This is a genomic window from Rhodococcus sp. H-CA8f (assembly GCF_002501585.1).
GTDB lineage: Bacteria > Actinomycetota > Actinomycetes > Mycobacteriales > Mycobacteriaceae > Rhodococcus_F > Rhodococcus_F erythropolis.
The window spans coordinates 197,825-214,604 of the sequence record NZ_CP023721.1 but is presented as its reverse complement, the minus strand read 5'-3'; the positions used below and the strand labels follow the sequence as shown (position 1 = coordinate 214,604).

General features: G+C 62.5%; 22 protein-coding genes. 5 read left to right on the top strand and 17 right to left on the bottom strand.

What is annotated here, in order from left to right; translation table 11 throughout:
* Nucleotides 1-135: 135 nt before the first annotated feature.
* From CPI83_RS30075 to CPI83_RS30065, 3 genes are all read right to left on the bottom strand, one after another.
* Nucleotides 136-477 (bottom strand): hypothetical protein, encoded by a 342-nt coding sequence (locus CPI83_RS30075; protein WP_097388507.1) that lies wholly within the window; start codon nucleotides 475-477, stop codon nucleotides 136-138.
* A gap of 115 nt (nucleotides 478-592) precedes the next feature.
* The gene (locus CPI83_RS30070; RefSeq protein ID WP_157920695.1) at nucleotides 593-844 is read right to left on the bottom strand and encodes a hypothetical protein; all 252 of its coding nucleotides are present in this window, start codon (nucleotides 842-844) and stop codon (nucleotides 593-595) included.
* A gap of 236 nt (nucleotides 845-1,080) precedes the next feature.
* Nucleotides 1,081-2,676: a hypothetical protein gene (locus tag CPI83_RS30065; RefSeq protein ID WP_157920694.1), complete on the bottom strand. Its 1,596-nt coding sequence runs from the start codon at nucleotides 2,674-2,676 to the stop codon at nucleotides 1,081-1,083.
* A gap of 82 nt (nucleotides 2,677-2,758) precedes the next feature.
* On the opposite strand from CPI83_RS30065, the gene CPI83_RS30900 reads away from it, so the two are divergent.
* Together CPI83_RS30900 and CPI83_RS30060 are read left to right on the top strand one after the other, a co-directional pair.
* Nucleotides 2,759-2,914, top strand: a complete 156-nt coding sequence (locus tag CPI83_RS30900) for a hypothetical protein (RefSeq protein WP_157920693.1) — start codon at nucleotides 2,759-2,761, stop codon at nucleotides 2,912-2,914.
* 152 nt (nucleotides 2,915-3,066) lie between these two features.
* On the top strand, nucleotides 3,067-3,360 hold the full coding sequence (locus CPI83_RS30060) for a hypothetical protein (RefSeq protein ID WP_097388504.1): 294 nt from the start codon (nucleotides 3,067-3,069) through the stop codon (nucleotides 3,358-3,360).
* A gap of 11 nt (nucleotides 3,361-3,371) precedes the next feature.
* On the opposite strand, the gene CPI83_RS30055 is transcribed toward CPI83_RS30060, so the two are convergent.
* The 5 genes from CPI83_RS30055 to CPI83_RS30035 all read right to left on the bottom strand — a co-directional run bounded on the left by CPI83_RS30055 (nucleotide 3,372) and on the right by CPI83_RS30035 (nucleotide 6,067).
* On the bottom strand, nucleotides 3,372-3,719 hold the full coding sequence (locus CPI83_RS30055) for a GNAT family N-acetyltransferase (RefSeq protein ID WP_097388503.1): 348 nt from the start codon (nucleotides 3,717-3,719) through the stop codon (nucleotides 3,372-3,374).
* A gap of 21 nt (nucleotides 3,720-3,740) precedes the next feature.
* Nucleotides 3,741-4,598, bottom strand: a complete 858-nt coding sequence (locus tag CPI83_RS30050) for an RAMP superfamily CRISPR-associated protein (RefSeq protein ID WP_097388502.1) — start codon at nucleotides 4,596-4,598, stop codon at nucleotides 3,741-3,743.
* Entirely contained in the window at nucleotides 4,595-5,050 is a 456-nt protein-coding gene (locus tag CPI83_RS30045) for a hypothetical protein (RefSeq protein WP_343229960.1), read from the bottom strand. Before CPI83_RS30045 ends, CPI83_RS30050 begins: the two co-directional genes overlap by 4 nt.
* A gap of 139 nt (nucleotides 5,051-5,189) precedes the next feature.
* Nucleotides 5,190-5,834, bottom strand: coding sequence for a hypothetical protein (locus tag CPI83_RS30040; protein ID WP_097388501.1), 645 nt, complete (start codon nucleotides 5,832-5,834; stop codon nucleotides 5,190-5,192).
* 2 nt (nucleotides 5,835-5,836) lie between these two features.
* Entirely contained in the window at nucleotides 5,837-6,067 is a 231-nt protein-coding gene (locus CPI83_RS30035) for a hypothetical protein (RefSeq protein WP_097388500.1), read from the bottom strand.
* Between the two features lie 106 nt (nucleotides 6,068-6,173).
* Here CPI83_RS30035 and CPI83_RS30030 point away from each other — a divergent pair, with 106 nt between their 5' ends.
* A complete protein-coding gene (locus CPI83_RS30030) occupies nucleotides 6,174-6,968 on the top strand; it encodes a phosphoadenosine phosphosulfate reductase family protein (protein WP_097388619.1) in 795 nt (264 codons plus the stop codon).
* A gap of 291 nt (nucleotides 6,969-7,259) precedes the next feature.
* On the opposite strand, the gene CPI83_RS30025 is transcribed toward CPI83_RS30030, so the two are convergent.
* The 5 genes from CPI83_RS30025 to CPI83_RS30005 form a co-directional block, all read right to left on the bottom strand.
* Nucleotides 7,260-8,507: a hypothetical protein gene (locus CPI83_RS30025; RefSeq protein ID WP_097388499.1), complete on the bottom strand. Its 1,248-nt coding sequence runs from the start codon at nucleotides 8,505-8,507 to the stop codon at nucleotides 7,260-7,262.
* Nucleotides 8,508-8,756: 249 nt separating this feature from the next.
* Nucleotides 8,757-9,992, bottom strand: a complete 1,236-nt coding sequence (locus tag CPI83_RS30020) for a hypothetical protein (protein WP_097388498.1) — start codon at nucleotides 9,990-9,992, stop codon at nucleotides 8,757-8,759.
* Between the two features lie 130 nt (nucleotides 9,993-10,122).
* Nucleotides 10,123-10,815, bottom strand: a complete 693-nt coding sequence (locus tag CPI83_RS30015) for a hypothetical protein (RefSeq protein WP_097388497.1) — start codon at nucleotides 10,813-10,815, stop codon at nucleotides 10,123-10,125.
* Nucleotides 10,815-11,231 (bottom strand): hypothetical protein, encoded by a 417-nt coding sequence (locus CPI83_RS30010; protein ID WP_157920692.1) that lies wholly within the window; start codon nucleotides 11,229-11,231, stop codon nucleotides 10,815-10,817. The genes CPI83_RS30015 and CPI83_RS30010 overlap by 1 nt, the downstream gene beginning before the upstream one ends.
* A gap of 282 nt (nucleotides 11,232-11,513) precedes the next feature.
* Nucleotides 11,514-11,810, bottom strand: coding sequence for a hypothetical protein (locus tag CPI83_RS30005; RefSeq protein ID WP_232816951.1), 297 nt, complete (start codon nucleotides 11,808-11,810; stop codon nucleotides 11,514-11,516).
* A gap of 206 nt (nucleotides 11,811-12,016) precedes the next feature.
* On the opposite strand from CPI83_RS30005, the gene CPI83_RS30895 reads away from it, so the two are divergent.
* Nucleotides 12,017-12,193, top strand: coding sequence for a hypothetical protein (locus CPI83_RS30895; RefSeq protein WP_157920691.1), 177 nt, complete (start codon nucleotides 12,017-12,019; stop codon nucleotides 12,191-12,193).
* Nucleotides 12,194-12,226: 33 nt separating this feature from the next.
* Nucleotides 12,227-12,523: a hypothetical protein gene (locus CPI83_RS30000; RefSeq protein ID WP_097388494.1), complete on the top strand. Its 297-nt coding sequence runs from the start codon at nucleotides 12,227-12,229 to the stop codon at nucleotides 12,521-12,523.
* Nucleotides 12,524-12,598: 75 nt separating this feature from the next.
* Here the strand turns inward: CPI83_RS30000 and CPI83_RS29995 are convergent, their stop codons facing one another.
* The 4 genes from CPI83_RS29995 to CPI83_RS29980 form a co-directional block, all read right to left on the bottom strand.
* Complete coding sequence (locus CPI83_RS29995; RefSeq protein ID WP_097388493.1) at nucleotides 12,599-13,615, bottom strand: hypothetical protein; 1,017 nt, start codon at nucleotides 13,613-13,615, stop codon at nucleotides 12,599-12,601.
* A 527-nt stretch (nucleotides 13,616-14,142) separates the two neighbouring features.
* Entirely contained in the window at nucleotides 14,143-14,865 is a 723-nt protein-coding gene (locus tag CPI83_RS29990) for a Helicase associated domain protein (RefSeq protein WP_097388492.1), read from the bottom strand.
* Nucleotides 14,866-14,968: 103 nt separating this feature from the next.
* Nucleotides 14,969-16,198, bottom strand: a complete 1,230-nt coding sequence (locus CPI83_RS29985; RefSeq protein ID WP_097388491.1) for a hypothetical protein — start codon at nucleotides 16,196-16,198, stop codon at nucleotides 14,969-14,971.
* Between the two features lie 46 nt (nucleotides 16,199-16,244).
* Complete coding sequence (locus CPI83_RS29980) at nucleotides 16,245-16,439, bottom strand: hypothetical protein (protein ID WP_097388490.1); 195 nt, start codon at nucleotides 16,437-16,439, stop codon at nucleotides 16,245-16,247.
* Nucleotides 16,440-16,780 lie beyond the last annotated feature (341 nt).

Below are 16,780 nucleotides of genomic sequence, written 5' to 3'. Positions count from 1 at the left end.
GGCCGAATGTTACGGCCACAGCAGCCCTTGCGGCTACGTGGTTCCTACCCGAACAATTTCATAGTTCCCACACCTTGTGTTTGCCTCGCTTGCACACCGGCGGGCGTGCTCGTCGATCACATCGAAGTGAAGCAGTCACCACGTTCTCGAGCGGTCCCCGATGAACGCCCGCACTGCCGCGGCAGGGTCTGTCGGGTCGATTCCGTGCTTGGACAGGACATCTTCGGCGGTTGTTGTCCCAGGGACGATTCCCGGACGCGCATGACTGGTGTCGCTGCTCTGGGCTGCGCGGGCGTCGAGGATGGCGGCGGCAAGCGGTCCGCCATGCATGCCTGCAGTGAGTTCTTCTGCACTCGCGTAGGTGTCCCAGTCGATTCCGAGCCACTGGACCCCGTCCCGGACGGTGAAGGTGTCGACTTCACTGGCAGCACTGTCCGTCTGCGAGCGGTGCGGGTAAAACGGAATGTCGGGAAGCACTGGATCTGTCTCATTTCTATTGCTGCAGAGAAGGATCTGGCAGTCGTAGCTTTTCGAAGGTGTCAGCGAGCGCCGCTGATTTCCTCACAGGGGTGACAACAATGCAGGCCGTGGGTCAGGGAATCAGAATCCTCGTCACATCAGCGGAGTTGACGATCACCTCGTCACCTCTCGCTGTCCGTGCAACGATCACGTGGTCACGTACTGCGATGACGGAGACATTGTCCACCGTCGGAAACCCGTCGACGAAAAACGTCACGCCTGGGATCGGCTCCCCGTCAGCAAGTAGATCTACACACGCAGCAAGCACGACCGTCGCGTACGTCCCTTGCCACGTGTCGCCGTCAAGCCTGAGATCCATGGCCATGCGATGCACATCCTCACCTGGACTGCCCGGCGTGCACACACTGCGCGCGTCGCATGACCGTCCGAATTTTGTTTGTTACCAGCAGCATAGAGGCATCTCGGCATCTGTGGTCACCTCACTCCGGCTGCCCATCACAGCGCGGGGAACAGCACCCGCAACCCACCGAACCGCAAGGGGTGGGGCATCTTCCACAGATGCCCCGCCCCTTTAGCTACTCCCCGCCTAACCTGCCGCGGTCAGTTTCGAGAATCGCGGAAGATCTTCCGCAGCGCCAGAGTCACGTCTACCTCAGTGAGCGTTCGCAGCTCGTCGTCAGTGAGATCGGTGAAGTCTGTGGGCAGCCGCAAACCGCGGTGTGTTTCCGCGCCTTCCACGATCGCGCGCGCAAGCCGTGCATTTCCCGTGAGTGCTTTCGCCGCAAGATTCGGATTCCCGCGGTAAACCATCCCGAGGTGGTCTTCGATAGCTCGTCCAGCTTCAGCCGTGAGCGTCTGTCCAGTCTCTCCGGCCACCTCAGTGGCGAGTTCCGCGATCTCGGACGGCTGGTATGGCTGGAACGTGATGGTGGTCGAGAAATCACGACTGGCCCCGTCGACCGCGTCAATCGCCATTTCGAGCACCGCGCTATCACCAGCCACTATGAACATCACATCGTCCACTTCCCGCGACACGATCGCGTCTATCGCGTCGATCACGCTCCTCGAAGCCCATCTGGATGTGTCCATGAACAGCACGCCCCCTCTGGGGCGATCAGTAAGGAAACCGAGTTTCGAGGGCTCGCACGACAGCGTTTCGAACTGCCCAGTTCGCAGTACCCCAAGTCCGGTATACAGGTCTGCAACGACCTGCGCCATCGTTGACTTACCAGATCCGACAGGACCCTCCAAGAGCAAGTGTCTGGGTCGCTTCGCCAGGGGCATACCGCGTTTCCGGTATTCGAACTCCAGGAGCACTTGCTGACGGAGCAACTGCACCTGCTTTTTCGGTTCATCCAGACCTATGAGGCGGTTCAGTTCACTGTCTGCGTGCGCCAGGAACTGATCTCGGTTGCGGCCCTCGCCTGGCCGCGGGCTCCAACGGTTTTTCGCCCCATCGAATTTCGCCTGCAGAACCCATCCGTGAGAATGGTCGATACCCAGTCTGAACTTTGCTGCGCTCAATGCCCCACTTGCCGATTTCCCATCCGCGATCAGGTCCACGACCACAGTCAGCCCACTAAAGTTGCTGTTCTTCAGCCTTTCCAGTGCATTGCCATCATTACCGGTCGGGCGAGTTTCGTCATCGAGATGTACTTTCACCACGATGACCAAGTTCGCCATGGCCGGACCGTGAATTCCTCCCTTTTCCCGATAATCCGCGAGGGTGCCCACACCCGACTCGTCGAACTTTTTGCTGCGGGCCCTGTCTTCGGCGGATGCCGCAGCAAGAAACTCGGTGAGTGAACCGTGCGAGGAATCCACCAGGTAGTCGGCGAGGCCAGCCTTGCGGAGCCGATCGTCATCGAAACCCCACGTCATGAAGTTCACACGTTGCGGACTGTAGCGGTCAGCGAGCGCAGCCAGCAGGCTGATACTGAGGCCGCCTTCGCGCGCTTCGCCGTCCGAGAGTACGACACCACCGGCGGGGGAATCGATCGAGATGCACTGGCGGTGCATATCCGAATGGATTTGCTTGAACCATCCGTCCACAGCAGCGAAGGGGACCATCAGGTTCCAGTCTCCGTCGTGCGAAGTTACGCGCTTAACGTGCCGCAACGCAGTCGTGTAGTTGCCGCCTGCCTTCCGCTGGTGTTCGCGGGCAGCGTTTTTGGCGGCGTTGTTCGTGCGCGTCATGTTGAGTTCTCCTCGTGAGTTTTCGAGCACCTGGCCCCGTGCCGACCCGGTGCGCTGGAACACACGGGGGTGGAGCGTTCGCGTGAGCCGGAGGCCCTTGCCCTCGGTGGAATTCGTCTGGCACGGTGTCGAATTCGAACGGGGAACGGCCAACGCGATCAGCCGCACCATCAAGGTACAAACTCTCATGTGTTGCCGCAACCGCAGTTGGACGCATCGCGGATTCGACGATCTGTGACGCTGGATGGATGAGCCGGGTGACGACATGGTCGTATTGCGCATCTGCCCTGCGTCGCCGACCGTGCACTGAACTACGCTGCTATCGTAAGTATTTCGCCTGACGGCCGCACCCGGTTGCGCGCCACAGTGAGGCGGTCACGAGGAGGACCTATGGCCACGACTTCAATCCCGGAACAGCGTTTGGTGGAGCTTCGTAGCGACGGCAAGGTCGCCAGCGGCTTGCAGGGAGGTTTTGTGGATCCGCGAGTGCTGCACCGCTGTTTGGAAGTGCTCGACCGCCGCGGCGAGGGTTGGGCGGCAGACGTTTTGGGTCGTGCCCTTGATCGCCGAAGCCATGCAGTGCCGACGCGGCCGTTTCTCCACGCCGGAGAGGACCACACGGTGGTGCTGGCCGACGCCGAAGAGGATCGGATTGCGATCGCCCACTTGGACGTCAGCGGTTGAGTGGGCTTGGTTCAGTTGGTGATCGGATCGCGCAGCATCGTCTGCTTCGTCTCGAAGTCTTTGTTGCGCCCGGAGTTCTCGACGAACCCGAATCGTTTGTAGAACGGGCGGAGTCGTGTCACTGATCCGCCGTAATCCCCGGACGGCGTCAATGTCACCCGGAGGTAGTTCGCGTCCGCGATGCCAATGAGCCTCTCCATGATCGCGGTACCTGTGCCTGACGACCGCTGACCGGCGGGGACGATGATCTTGTCGAACACCAGCTCACCGATGGGGGCGATTCGGATCCCTACTTTTGTTCCCGGGTAGTCCGATTCGAGTTCGCCGATGATCGCTTCTGCGTCGATGGGTGTGGCCATGTTCGTTCTTTCTCGTCGGGTTCAGCTGCCGGTGGTCGATGCGCGTGTCAGAGACAGTGATTGCAGGGCTTCGATCGCTTCGTCGCGGCGGGCTGCGACGACGGCCTTCCAGTCCAGCTCCACGCCATCTGCTGGGTCCGGGTCGACGACGGAGCGGATCTGCCCGTGCCCTGATGCTGTGCGCCCGCCCAGCCAGCCGCGGCGCGTGAACTCACTGAGGACGTCGGCAGCGAACGCGTGGTCGAGTTCGCTTCCTCGGTCGAGGTGCACCCAGGATTCGAATCGTGTGCCCGGAGCGAGGGCTTCGACGTCGAAACGCATCAGCGGGGACCCACTGGTGTCGCCGGTGCCGTGATCGCGCCCGGTCGTGACATCGTCGGTGTGACTGTACGATTCGTGCGATTCGACATCGAGTCGACTCGGGAGTGGACCTTCGTATTCGTACCGGAGCGCTGGTACCGCTTCCACGATGATCGGCATCACGTGGCCCACTCGCAGGCAGCCCCCGATCGGGGCGGATCCGATCGCGCCACCGAACACGCTCACTTGCGGTACCAGTGCGCGGAATTCGTTCAGCCGCCTTCCTGTCAGGGGATCTGTCGTCGACTTCACGATCGACCCGCCGTTGCGCAGCAGGTGCGCCACCGGCAACGGCAGCAATCCCTCGTAACCGAGAACGTCGCGGAGCATTTCCTCCCCGATGCGGCGAAGCACACCGCGCAGGGAGTTCCCCGAGATCACCGGCACCAGCTCGGTGCGGCCGTCGGGTTGGACGATCTTCATTCTCCGCATCAAGGCTGTGGTTCCGAGCATGTCCCCGCGGTGGGCGATCGGGGAGGTGGCAGTGATGTCCAGATCCCATCGGACAGAGACGGTCACAATCCTGCTCCTTTGTGTGCGCGGACGGCGTCCGCGACGATCCGCGTTCGCAATGTCAGCGCCATCGTTTGGTCCCGCAGCGTTTGGATGACGTCTTTGGGTTCGGAGGTGAGCAGCTGCGCCACCTCGAGACGCTCCCCGTCGGTTCGTGGTGTCGACCCGAGTTTGCCGGACACAGTGCTCCACCAGTGGTGCAGGTTCGTTCCGCTGCTGTATGTTCCGAGCCGAACGTGAGCGGGCAGTAGGTGGTCCCAATAGTCTGCACGCCGGGCGGCGACCCAGTTCGAGGCAGTCCAGTCCATCCCGTAGTGCAGCAGGAGCAGAAGCCGCTCAGCGACCACTGCCGCCGGATCCGTCAGGGACGGAAGGTGGGGCGCTGCGGCCAACCATTGTTCGGTCACGCTTGCTTTCGCAACCATTTCTGTGATCAGCCCTTCGGGTTGTTTCGTCACGCTCCTGCAACGCTTTTCGCTCTCGGTCGACTTTATCGAAGTCCGTGCACGCTTGGGTGCGGTCTGCTGAGCGTCAGTAGTGCACCTCGCATCGCCGGGGGCGACTGTTCGGCGACCTGCAGTTGAGCGCCAGGTGTAGTCACGAACTGGTGGCAGTGCGTAACGCGACGGTCCACCACGGCGGAGCAGTTCGCCACACGTCGATGGTCCGCCAATCCTCGAGAACGGTCTGCCACTGTGTGCTCGGAAGTCTCCGTAGAACGGTGTAATCGGGTGCCGGATCGAGGAGATGTCGTTCACTGAATCCAGCTTGTCGCAGTCGCATCACTGCGGCGAGCGTGCCGACGTCGCGGGCGGTCCACGGGATTTGTGCGTCGTCGACGGCGATGTGTCCCCATTGGGCGTCCGCGAAGATGTGCTTGCGTCCCAGGCGCGAGGGAACGATCACCGCAGTATCGTGCGGCAGTGGTGCGGAAAGTAGCTGCGCCAGTTGCCGTTCAGTCAGTACGTCCAGGGTCGGCCCGGATTGCCGGACTAGGTGGATGTCCGAGCGGAGCGACCTGGTCCGGTACAGCCATACGCATGTCTCACAGAGGGTGTCCGCACCTGGGTCGAGCCAACGGAAGTAGGCAGTGAACTGCTTCGAGACCACCTGCCTGACCGGGGTCATCGCGGCGCCGACGGAACCGCACCGCCCGCACCCCAACCCTCCCGTGACGCCGGGGGCTGACGCCGCCCCGAACGCTGCGAGGTGAGCGCTCGAGACGACGTCGCCTCCCACCATGGTCAGCGAGGTTCGATCTTGACGGTGTCAGTGGCGCTGTAGGTGATCGCCGAGGGGATGTCGCCGCCGGTGATCCGCACCTGGACAGTGTCCACGTTGAGCCGGTCGACACCTTCCGCGGTGTAGATGTAGACGTCGCCGTCGCTGAACGGCTGCGGCCAATCGGCGTTACGTTCATGGACGCGGTCACCGTCTTCGATTTCGAGGACCGAGATCTCGTTGAGTTCCGCCATGCTTCTCCCCTTTCTCATCTTCCGCACCTGCGCGCGGAATTGCATTCCGCGCCAATACTACTCAACGAACGACCACCGGTGTCACGTCTGCACTATCGTCGACACGGTGACCACCACACCGGATCCGGGCCTGAATGTTGATCGTCTACTCGCGCTGCGTCCGAGCACTCGGCGCACCGATCGCGCGGCCCTCGATCACCTCGTCGACCGCATCGGCGCTCATTTCAACCGCCACGACGGGTACATCGCATTTTCCGGGGGAAAGGACTCCCTCGTCGTCCTCCACCTCGCATTGCGCGCCGACCGCGACATACCGGTGGTGTTCTTCGACAGCGGGCTCGAGTACCCGGAAACCCTCGACTACATTCGCACCGTCGCCGAGCAGTGGAACCTTGACTTGCATCGCATCGCGGCCGATCCCCCACTTCTCGACGCGCTCGTCGACAGCGGCTCCTGGGATCACGACTCCCCCGCAGGGCCGCTGCCGGACCTGCACGACGTGCTGATCGGCGCTCCATCCCGCAAGGCTCATCAGCTTCTCGGCCCTGGTGAGCTGTGGGGCGTGCGAGCTGACGAGTCCGCGGGACGGCGCGTGCTGTACGCCCGAGCTCAGACAGTGGACGGCGTCATCTCCCGCACGGACGGGACCGTCGCCTACGGGCCGATCTGGAACTGGTCGACGGCCGACGTGTGGAGTTACATCCGTCGGCACGATCTGCCCGTCAACCCGCTCTACGGCAGACTCGCCGATCTCGGCGTCCCGGAAGTCCAGCGCCGGGTTTCGCACATCCTCGATGGCAGCCACCTCGATCGTGGCCGGTTGACGTGGCTGCGGCGCGGGTGGCCGACTTTGTTCGAGCAGCTTGCCGATGCGCTCCCCCGGATCCGCCAGATGACGTGATCGGTTGGCGGATGTCGAGCGTGCGCGTCGTGCAGTATCAGCGCGTTCAGCTCTCGTTGTGAAACACCCGCGTTGAGCGTGGATCCGCTATACAGTGCCTCGATCACGCCGGTCGACGCGTTGGCTTCGTCGTCGCGATGCTGTCGCCACTGGCCTAGGTGACCGGTTCCCCAATTACATTGCCAGAATGCGTTTTCCAGCATTCGGGAAGGCCCGAGCCGCGATGTCGTCGGTGTCGCAACTCTGCGCTGTGTTCAAACAGCGCAGACGTTTCGACCGCTTCGGTGCAGGTCACTCGCTCTCGGCGGCATACGTCTTCAACGCATTCAGATCACCGCTGAGGACGCTGATCTGCGCTTCGATGGCGCTCTGAACACCTTCGATTTCGCCGGTGAGCGTATTGATGTTGATCGCGGCGACAACGTCGGCGCCGGTCTGGCGAGCCAGCTCTTCCAGATCCGGCGCCAATGCCAGGTTCTTCTGCAGCTCGACCAGAACGCTGTATTCGCGGTCGAGAGTGCGCAATTCGACCGCGTACCGGTACAGCGCGGCGACTCGGGCCACCAGTGTTTCCTCGACCGAGTCGAGTATGCGGGCGTTGGTGTCGTATTGCTGCTGCGCGCGAATCGCGGAGTCACTCTCGCCGTCGGATCGCGCCCCGGCTTGGCCGCGTAGTTCACTGATCCGGGCGGCGTGCTCGATGATCTGCGCTGCTTCCGCGTTGGGATTCAGCTGAATTCTGTGCACGTCAAGTGTTTCGGACCGCCAGGCCGGGCTGTTGGTAATCAGCGCGCTCAGTTCGACTGCCACCTGGGAGAGTGCGTACTCCCGGGTTCCCGCCTTCGGACCTGGGGCTAGAACGGTCGCCTTTCGCAGCATTTCCCAGTCACGCGGGGTCAGTTCCAGCGAACGGCTGCCTGGAAGCAACTCGGCGGCAGCGACGAGCGCGCACAAGGACAGGAAGCAAAGGAAAAACCCGAGTCCGGCGATGAAGTTGCTCGCCACAGCTGCCCACCCAGTGCAGACCGTGAGGGTTACGATTGTTACCGGCGCGGCGGCGGCGGGCAGATTGCGTGTCTCGAAGCGACTCAGAAATGCCTGGCCCGCGGAGAGGGTTGGTTCGCGCGGGCCGTCACTGTCGAACGGTATCGGTGTCTGCCCTTCCACGAAAGAAGGCGCCATGACTTGGCGGTGAAAGTTATCCCGGAGCTTTTCGGCGAGATCTTCCCCGCTGGTCTCAGCCCAGTTGTCCCAGATGCTCCACGCACGTTCCGAGCCTTCAACGGTGCCGTTCGCCTCGGTGCCCGCGCAGCCGTTCCTTTTGCCGCGTCCATGGAGAGGGTTTGCCAATCCGGCTTTGGTCCGGCGTTCGAGTCGGCGCAGCGTGGAGGGCGACAGCTCCCGTAGACGTGATCGGTCCAACTGCCACGTCATCGGTAGCGCTTTGGCGTTCTCCGGCGCGAGAACGAGGCGGTCGCGGATCACCGCGATGGACTGCGCCTCGCGGTCGTCGGATTCGGTGCCAGCAATGTCGTTCATGTCGTTCCCCTTGATATCGGTGTGGCGATGTATTGAGGCTGAACCTCGGACCGAATCAACGGGGCATGCGCACACCATACTTCGCACGCCCCCGTGCGTACCCCCGTGAGTGACTTTGGGCCCACCCGGTCACAGACTTTCGAGCGAGCCGACAGAATCCTCCACCACCGCAGCACAACCAGGGGAAATCCCACAACTGCGATACCGGCAGCGAACCCGAAGCCGATAAGCAACTCGATTCAGAGAAGGTTACTCCGGCTTGGCGGCATACATCTTCAACGCACTCAGGTCACCGCTGAGGACGCTGATCTGCGCTTCGATGGTGCTCTGAACGCCTTCGATATCCCCGGTCAGCGCGTTGATGTTCATCGCGGCGACAACGTCTGCGCCTGTCTGCCGAGCCAACACTTCAAGATCTGGCGCCAACTCGAGGCTCTTCTGCAGCTCGGCCAGGACGACGTATTCGCGGTCGAGAGTGCGCAATTCGACCGCGTACCGGTACAGCGCGGCGACTCGGGCCACCAGTGTTTCCTCGACCGCGTCGAGAATGCGGGCGTTGGTGTCGTATTGCTGCTGCGCGCGGATCGCGGAGTCACCCTCACCGTCGGTTCGCTCCCCGACTTTGCCACGCAGTTCACTGATCCGGGCGGCATGGTCGATGATCTGGGCAGCTTCCACATAGGGATTCAGCTGGATCCGCTGCACGTCAAGTGTTTCCGATTGCCAGACCGGGCTTTTGGTGATCAACAGGATCAGTTCGACCGCCACGTGGGCGAGTCCGTACTCCCGGGTTCCCGGCGTCGGCCCCGACTTTCGAACGCTCGCCTCCTCCAGCATGTACCAGTCGTTGGCCGTCAGTTCCAGTGAACGATGACGCGACACCTCGGCTGCCGCGACGAGTGCGAGGAAACACAGAAATACTCCGAGTCCGGCGATGTAGTTGTAGAGCGCCAACCAAACACTGACAGTGACCGCTGCAACGGTCAACGGCGCCGATCGGTACGCGAGATTGCGCGCATCGAAGCGGCTCAGGAAAGCGTGTGCCGAGGAAGGGGTCGGTTCGCGCGGATTGTCACTGTCGAACGGAATCGGCGTGAGCAAGTTGAGCGGCGACGACGCCATGTCGCGGAGGTGCGCCCTGGCCTCGTCCATAGGCACTTGGTGCCACTGCACGATGTTGGCCTCGTCCCAGCCGTCCCAGATGCTCCACGCACGTTCCGATTCTTCAATGGTGTTTTGCCACTTCCGGAATCCGGTGAAGTGCCTGTTTCCACGACCATGCAGAGGGTTCGCCAATCCGGCTTTGGTTCGGCGTTCGAGTCGGCGCACTGTGGAGGGCGAGAGTTCCCGCAGACGTGCTTCGTCCAATTCCGACGATGTCGCCAACTCGTACGGGATCGCCTGCGCGAGAACGAGGCGGTCACGGATCACAGCGATGGACTGCGCCTCGCGGTCGTCGGATTCGGTGCCAGTACTGTCATTCATGTCATTCCCCTTGATGTAGGTGCGGCCGTGCGTGGAAGCTGCATGTCGGGCCGGATCAGTGGGGCATGCGCACACCATACTTCGCGCGCCCCCGCGCTTATGTCGTGGATAACTTTGGGCCTACCCGATCTCAGACTTTCGAGCGAGCCGACAGAACTTTCCACCACCGCAGCGCAACCAGGGGGAATCCCACAATTCCGATACCGGCGGACAGCCCGAAGACGATGCACACCTCAACGGCATCACTGACACGATCGAAGCCGTCCACACTCTCGACAAGACCGGCATCAAACTGCAGCCATACCACCAAGCCGATGACTGCCGCGGAAACGGCTTCCCCGACCATCCACGTTATGTCCCGCCGTTCCAATTCGTCTCGGGTACCGAAGAATCGATCCAATAGTGAACCCAACATCAGTGTGACCTCGATGCCCACGATCCCGGCACCAACAAACACCCATGCCAAGTGCATCGTGCCGTTTCCGTACGCCATCGACACTGCCGCAACGAGTGCGATCGAGATGGTCACGACCGTGCGTTTCACCACACTGGGCCACCGCGGTAGCCGCTCAAGGTCTTTCGTCGGAACATGCCAGTAGGCGGATTGCACGACTCTCGTCGCCAACACCTGGGCAGCCACGGCGACGATGAAAAGGGCGTACAGGACCGCGGAATTCGCGTCCTGCCGGATGGCGTATCCGACGCTCATGGGAAGTAGGAGGAATCCGGCGGTGCTGAGCAGGGATCCGATCAGGTACAGACGGCGCGGCTTTCCGGACATCTGCACCGGATGGATGGCGGGTTCTTTTGTGTGCGTGGACATCAGAGTCCTTTCCGGACCAGGGCAGTGAGGGCAGGTACGAGCGCGCCGCTCTTGCGGAGACGGGAAGTGTGTTGGTGGCTGTACCCGAGCTGCCGGGCGGTTTCGACAACGGACGATTCGTCGACGAGCTGGGCGACGAGATGCGATCGAATATTCGAGACCGTGATCTGCAGGGCCGCTGCTTGTTCGAGAATTTCCGCGGCGATGAGTGCGGCGGCAACCGGTCCGCCGTAGGCGTCGGCCCAGTCCGGCCCGCTGGCGGCTGACGCCACAAACGCTTCGGGGGCGGCGAGCGCGGAGGCAACTGCATCAGGGGCGATGCCGTGCGCCTCGAAGATCGCGGCAAGCTGGGGAATCTTCTTTGGGGATCTGTGCCCGGAAAGGACGGTGCCCCAGTCCGGTTCGGGGGGTGTCATGAGAATGACCATACACCGCACCCCCCTCGTGCGCACCCCCCGCGTGCGGATCTCGTTCCATCGAGGCCATCACCCCAAACGGGACCACTCCACCCTCCGGCAACGGCCCGCACCGCTAGCGAGAGCGGCCCGAGCCACCGCTGCCGCTGTTTCGCACCAGAATCGACGCCAACACGTGCCGAACATGCAGAAGGATCCGCCCGTTCCTGGATCGGGACGGACGACCCCTCCTCGCTACGTGACGACGCCGGTTACGCGACGTGAGCGCATCCGCATGGTCGCTCAGAGCCGCGAGACGTCTCCCTCGCAGTACTCGAACGAGTCGCCATTACTGTCGCGCGCCTTGAAGTGATACTCCGCCTCCACGTCGTACACCGTCCATCCCACAGCTTCGTACATCACCTCGAGCATCTGCCGATCGCCGCCCGATCCGCCGAAGAATGCATCACCGGCGGACTTGTCGAAGTGCTCATTGAGAGCGTCAACGATTTCCGTCACGGTCTTCGCCTTCGCGCACTTGTCGAGTGCCGCGTCGCTGTCCTCCCAGAAGCCGTCGAGCCCCATAGTCTTTGCCCTCATCTCCGTTCGACAGCGAAACACTATGCATCGCTGAACATTCCCCTGCCGTGGTCTGTGGGGCAGGATCTATTCTGCAGTATTCAGTGTTCGGCGCTCCCATGGGCGGACCGCTCTCACGCACTCTTATCCGGACACCATTCCATCGACCGTCACGGCAGTAGTGCCGAGTGCAGCACCCACACGAACACAGAAGGGATGCGCAGGCGATGCCACTGAGCGCACGAGAGATTGCCTGGATCACAGGCCATCCCGCGGTGGAAGCCAACGAATCCCACCGGGGACGACTTCACGCACACGTCCTCGCACGCCTGGACAGCACCTCCGAGATACTGACCGGCCACCTGACCACGTACGCGATGTTCGTCGCCGCCGACGACGACTAACGATTCATGGTGCGCGTCCTTCGTCAATGCCGCATGACCGCAGACGAACTCACCACACCGAACGACATCGACGCGTTCCACCTCGAACCCCCACGGACTGGACGCCCGGCATGGGATGCGGTCCTCGCCGGGGTCGCCGAGATGACCGGAGTAAACCGGGTTTCCGATCCGCACATTCTTAACTGGTGCCGGGATCAAGATCGGTCCCTGCCTGCGCTGTTCGATCCACTCGACACCGGCCGCTACTTTTGGCTCGACTACCTCCGCACACCCATTCAACTACGGGAGCGCAATGTGGTCCTCGCCGCCGGTAACCTCGAAGGTCGATAGCCTGGATCTTCACGGAATCTCAACCCGCGCAACGCAGATCGAGACCGCCTTGCTTCTTCGACAGTCGAGTTAGCGCTATGGGAGGTACCCGTAGTGACGCAGGATGGCGAGCGTCTTGTAGCCGTCAATGATCATGTACCGGCGCTGTCTGCCTGGTTGCGATACGACAGCGCGCAGCATGTTGGAAACGGGTGCGGTGATCTCGTGGCAGTGCTGAACGACAAGCAAGTCTGCATCAGTCTGAGCGAGGCGGTCGATCTGGTCGCCGTTCGCCCCGAGAGTCTTGATCGTCATCCGGGAGAATTTTGCCGGTCCTTTGAATTGAATCGCAGCAACCTGATTCTCACCGTCGATCGTCATCTTGTCGGTCCACAGGTCGAATTGTTCCCCACCCCAGTCCTTAGGGACTACCGGCTCGTGAAGAATTTCCGCGAACCAACGCTTGACCTGTTCTTCAGGCACTGCCCGAAGTGGTTCGAGGTCTTTGGGCGAAGCTCCTGGCACGGCGAACTTCACATCTTTGAACTGGTCGATCCGGGAAGGGTGGACGCTCACACGATTGCAGACGTATTCGTCGAAAATTCCGTCAGGCCGGATCATGTGTCCGAGCAAAATCGGCCGGATCTCGATTCCGCCTTCGTCGATGTCCGATACATGTGCGAACACGAACTGCTGCTGGTGCCCTTTGAGTTGGACGAGGCTCGAACCGGACGTCACCCGTTGCGGATTGAACTCGCCGTGCACTCGTACGCTTTCGTCGACGTCGAGCTTCGTGTGCAGGAACGCTCCTCTCGTGAGACCTTTGCCGTGTGCTGCGGCGACACCTTTGAAGTGGAACTTCTGGTCGAACCACACGAGTTGCCCCTTGTGGAGCGTTCCGGCGACGTATTCTCGGGCTCCGCTCGGCACCTTGCGAGTCACCACATACTTCGCTACCGCGTCACTGAGCGCCGTCGATTTGTACACAGCGGCGAGGGGGGAGTTGGCTGGCCCCAGGGAGTGCTCCACGGCGGCCTTCTCGAGGTCAGTCAGCAGGCCGACGATCAGCCGATCGTGGACGAACCAGGGATCCAACTTCACTCGATCGTCCATGGGACCTCTCCTACGTCGCCGATCCGAGGGGCCGGATGCTTTGTGGCTGTGATTGGAGATTAGAGCACGCCGAACTGCGATGGCTTCGGGCGATTCTCTCCCCCAGCGCATTGCCTGCTCGATCGGCGGGGCCCGCCCCGGCTGCCGAAACCTCGTCGACCAACTACTGTCCGGCGCTGAACGCGCCGTCAGGCTGCGGGGTGCACAGGGACGAAGAAGGCGCGGCCCAGCTTGATTGCAGGATTCACGATCAGCTCGGGCCTGCCTTTACGGTCGATGAACCCACGACTGCTTCCCGTCCGTGGACGCGGAGCATCTCGGCTCACGGGGAGCGCGGGCGACCCCGGGTTGCGGCGCCGGACACGGCCAGAGGGCGAGGTGGACCGTTCTGCGGTCGTCATGTCTGCCCGGGGAGGACTGTGGCGTACCGTCCGACTTCGGAGTTGCCGAGGATCCCCGATTCGTAGTGTCGCGGTTGCATCCGGCTGCAGATCGAGATTCCGGTGCTCATCCAGTCGCCCATCTGGCTATCCTCTCCGTGGTGTTGCCGTGCCGGTGTCGCTGATCGCCTGGGGTGGGGTCGTGACGGTGAAGAGGTGTAGGTGTGCGCGGCGCCAACGGTCGACGACGGCTCTGTCGTAGTACGCGGTGTCCCCCAGTCTGTAGTGGGCCGGTCCGGTGCCGTCTCGTCGCCATTGTTCGACCGTGACATGCGATTTCCGGATGTATGCGGCGACGGCGTCTGTTGTGAGGAGGTTCCGGTCGTCCGCGAACCACAACCACCCTGGAAATGAGCCGAGCTCGTCGGCACGGTCGGTGGCGAGCTCGCCCTGCGTGTAGATTTTGCGGACCCGTGCGACCCACTCGTCCAGCTCGAGGCCCTTCCATATCGTCTTGCGTGGGACGACAGCGAGTCCGTAGTGCGCGGCGTAGTCGCGTAGTGCGGCGATCCCGGTGCCCCAGGGGAGAGTCTTGAGGTTGTATTTCCATGTCCAACCGGGCAGTGCTTCGAGTTCTGCGATTTGGGCGTACGAGAGGAGGCCTTTGTTGTGCACTCCTCGCACTCGTCGGCCCCAGGCCCCGAGGTCGAAGCCGCTCCATGTGGTGTGCGGTTGCAGTTCTGCCGTTCCCTGCAGGGTGGTGTAGTCGCGCAGGATTGCAAGTGCTGCAGTCCATTCGGAGGTCGAGACGGCTGCGGCGAGTAGCGATGCGGGGGGTGTGAGCGCACTGCCGGTATCTGGCTCGGACATGTTTCCATCCTATCGATTCGTCTGTGGCCGTGTTCAGATGCGGAGTTGGTGGCAGTTTCGAGTGGCATTGCGCACCAGCATGTCCCGTAGGTGCGCGGCGCGGTCAGGACGCCACCTTGACGCCCTCGGCGACAGCGAGCGCCTCGGCCCACCAGGTGTCGAAGTTGTCGGCTTCTTTCGCCAGCGCGAGGGCCGGTGCCACGACGAAGAACCGTTCGACGGCGGGGAAAGTCGCACCTCGCTGGTACTGGTAGAGGCGCATAATCTTGTCCTCACCAACGATGCTCTTGACCTTCCGTTGCTCTTCACCCCGGGCGGCGAGACTGTCGAGCGTCCCCTGCAGCAGGGTGCGTGTACCGCGGGTGCGAATACGTACGGAACGGGCGGCGTTGCCGAGTTTGGTCGGGTCGGCCATGCGGGGGCGCAGGATTCGGCGCACTTCATAGAACGCGTACTCCTGTTCGGCGAGGAGTTCGTCGAAAGCGGCGAGGACATCGGTCATGCCTTCGGCGCGGATGAGGTCGATAAGGCGGGTGCCGCCAACGAGTCCTTGAGCAGGATTGAGTGCGAGGGCGAGGTGTTCCATCAGCAGGGTCCGGGCACCGACGGCGGGGTCGGCGGCGTAGCGGGCGAAGACCTCGCGCCGGTTGGCGCGGTTGGCGAATGCGAAGGGGCAGTAAAAGCATGCCGATTTTCCGACGCTGGTTCCGGTGACGGATTCGGTGTAGGCGATCGCGTCGGCGCGGAACCAGCCCCAGTCGATGAGGGGGTAGTCGCCGGTGCGACGTTCCGTGTTGTAGGTGGCGTCTTTGACGGCGCGGCGTTGCTCCCCGGCTTCGAAGCCCACGACGTGCCGGTAGGGCTCACCGCGGGTAACGGCGGCGATGACGGGGTCGAGTACATCACCTTTGGCGTGTACGGAACACATTCTGGCGCCGCCGGATTGGGGGATGGTTCCGGATTCGACCATCTCGTCCCAGAGGGTGTAGTCGCCATCGATGTGCAGCTGGGTGGGGGTGCGTGAGTCGTCGAGTACGACGACTCCGTCACCGGCTTTGGTGACGTGGCGGCGGGCGCGGCCGACTTGGACGTATCGGATTCCGGCGGCGGCGAGACGTGGGAGCACGTGGGTTTCGACGGCGGTGCGGGTGGATTCCCATTCATTGCCGGTCATGGCGGTGATGACGACGAGGTCGGAGAGGTCGAAGTCACGGGAGGTGGGGTCTTCGATCCAGCGGAGGAGGATCGCGGTGCTGTCTTCGCCGAGCCCGTAGCTGAGCACGACGGTGGGGGTGGTTTCGTCCAGGCGGGCGAGCCGGTGGGTGGCGGTCATCGTGTACTCCTCGGGTAGTGGCAGTGGCGCGACGGACGAGCGGGAGTCAGGCGTGCCAGCCGTGGTCGACGAGGAACGACATGAAGCCCATGGCTGCGAAGTAGCCGGTGATGGGGACGCCGAGGGCGTACGCGGCGATTTTGAAGGAGTGGGTCGTGTCGGCCTGTTCTGGTGCGGGGTGGGCGCAGCTGATGTCCGTGTTGCGGCGGCTGGTGCGGCTGGTCGCGGTGGGGTTGGTCATCGTTTTGCCTTTCGTTGGTGACTGTCTGAGCGCCAACCGTACAGCGTGACGCTGCAAGGTTCAAGGGCAGCTGTTCGCAGCGTGACGCTGCAAGGTCTCGTGGGGCAGTTCTACCGCGTCACGCTGCATGGTTAGGGGGTTACGAACAGGTGGTGAGACCGACTCTCAACCGCCACCCCACCGGCATCACCCGAGTGAACGAAAATGTGGCAGCTCGGCGCTCACACCGCCGTTGAACTGGCTATATCTGCCCACTCACTCCTCGGCCGACCACACTGGCAGCGAAGGCGAAGCGACCGTTCGGATGGAGGCTGACCAGCAGCGTGACGCTGTAGAGTGAC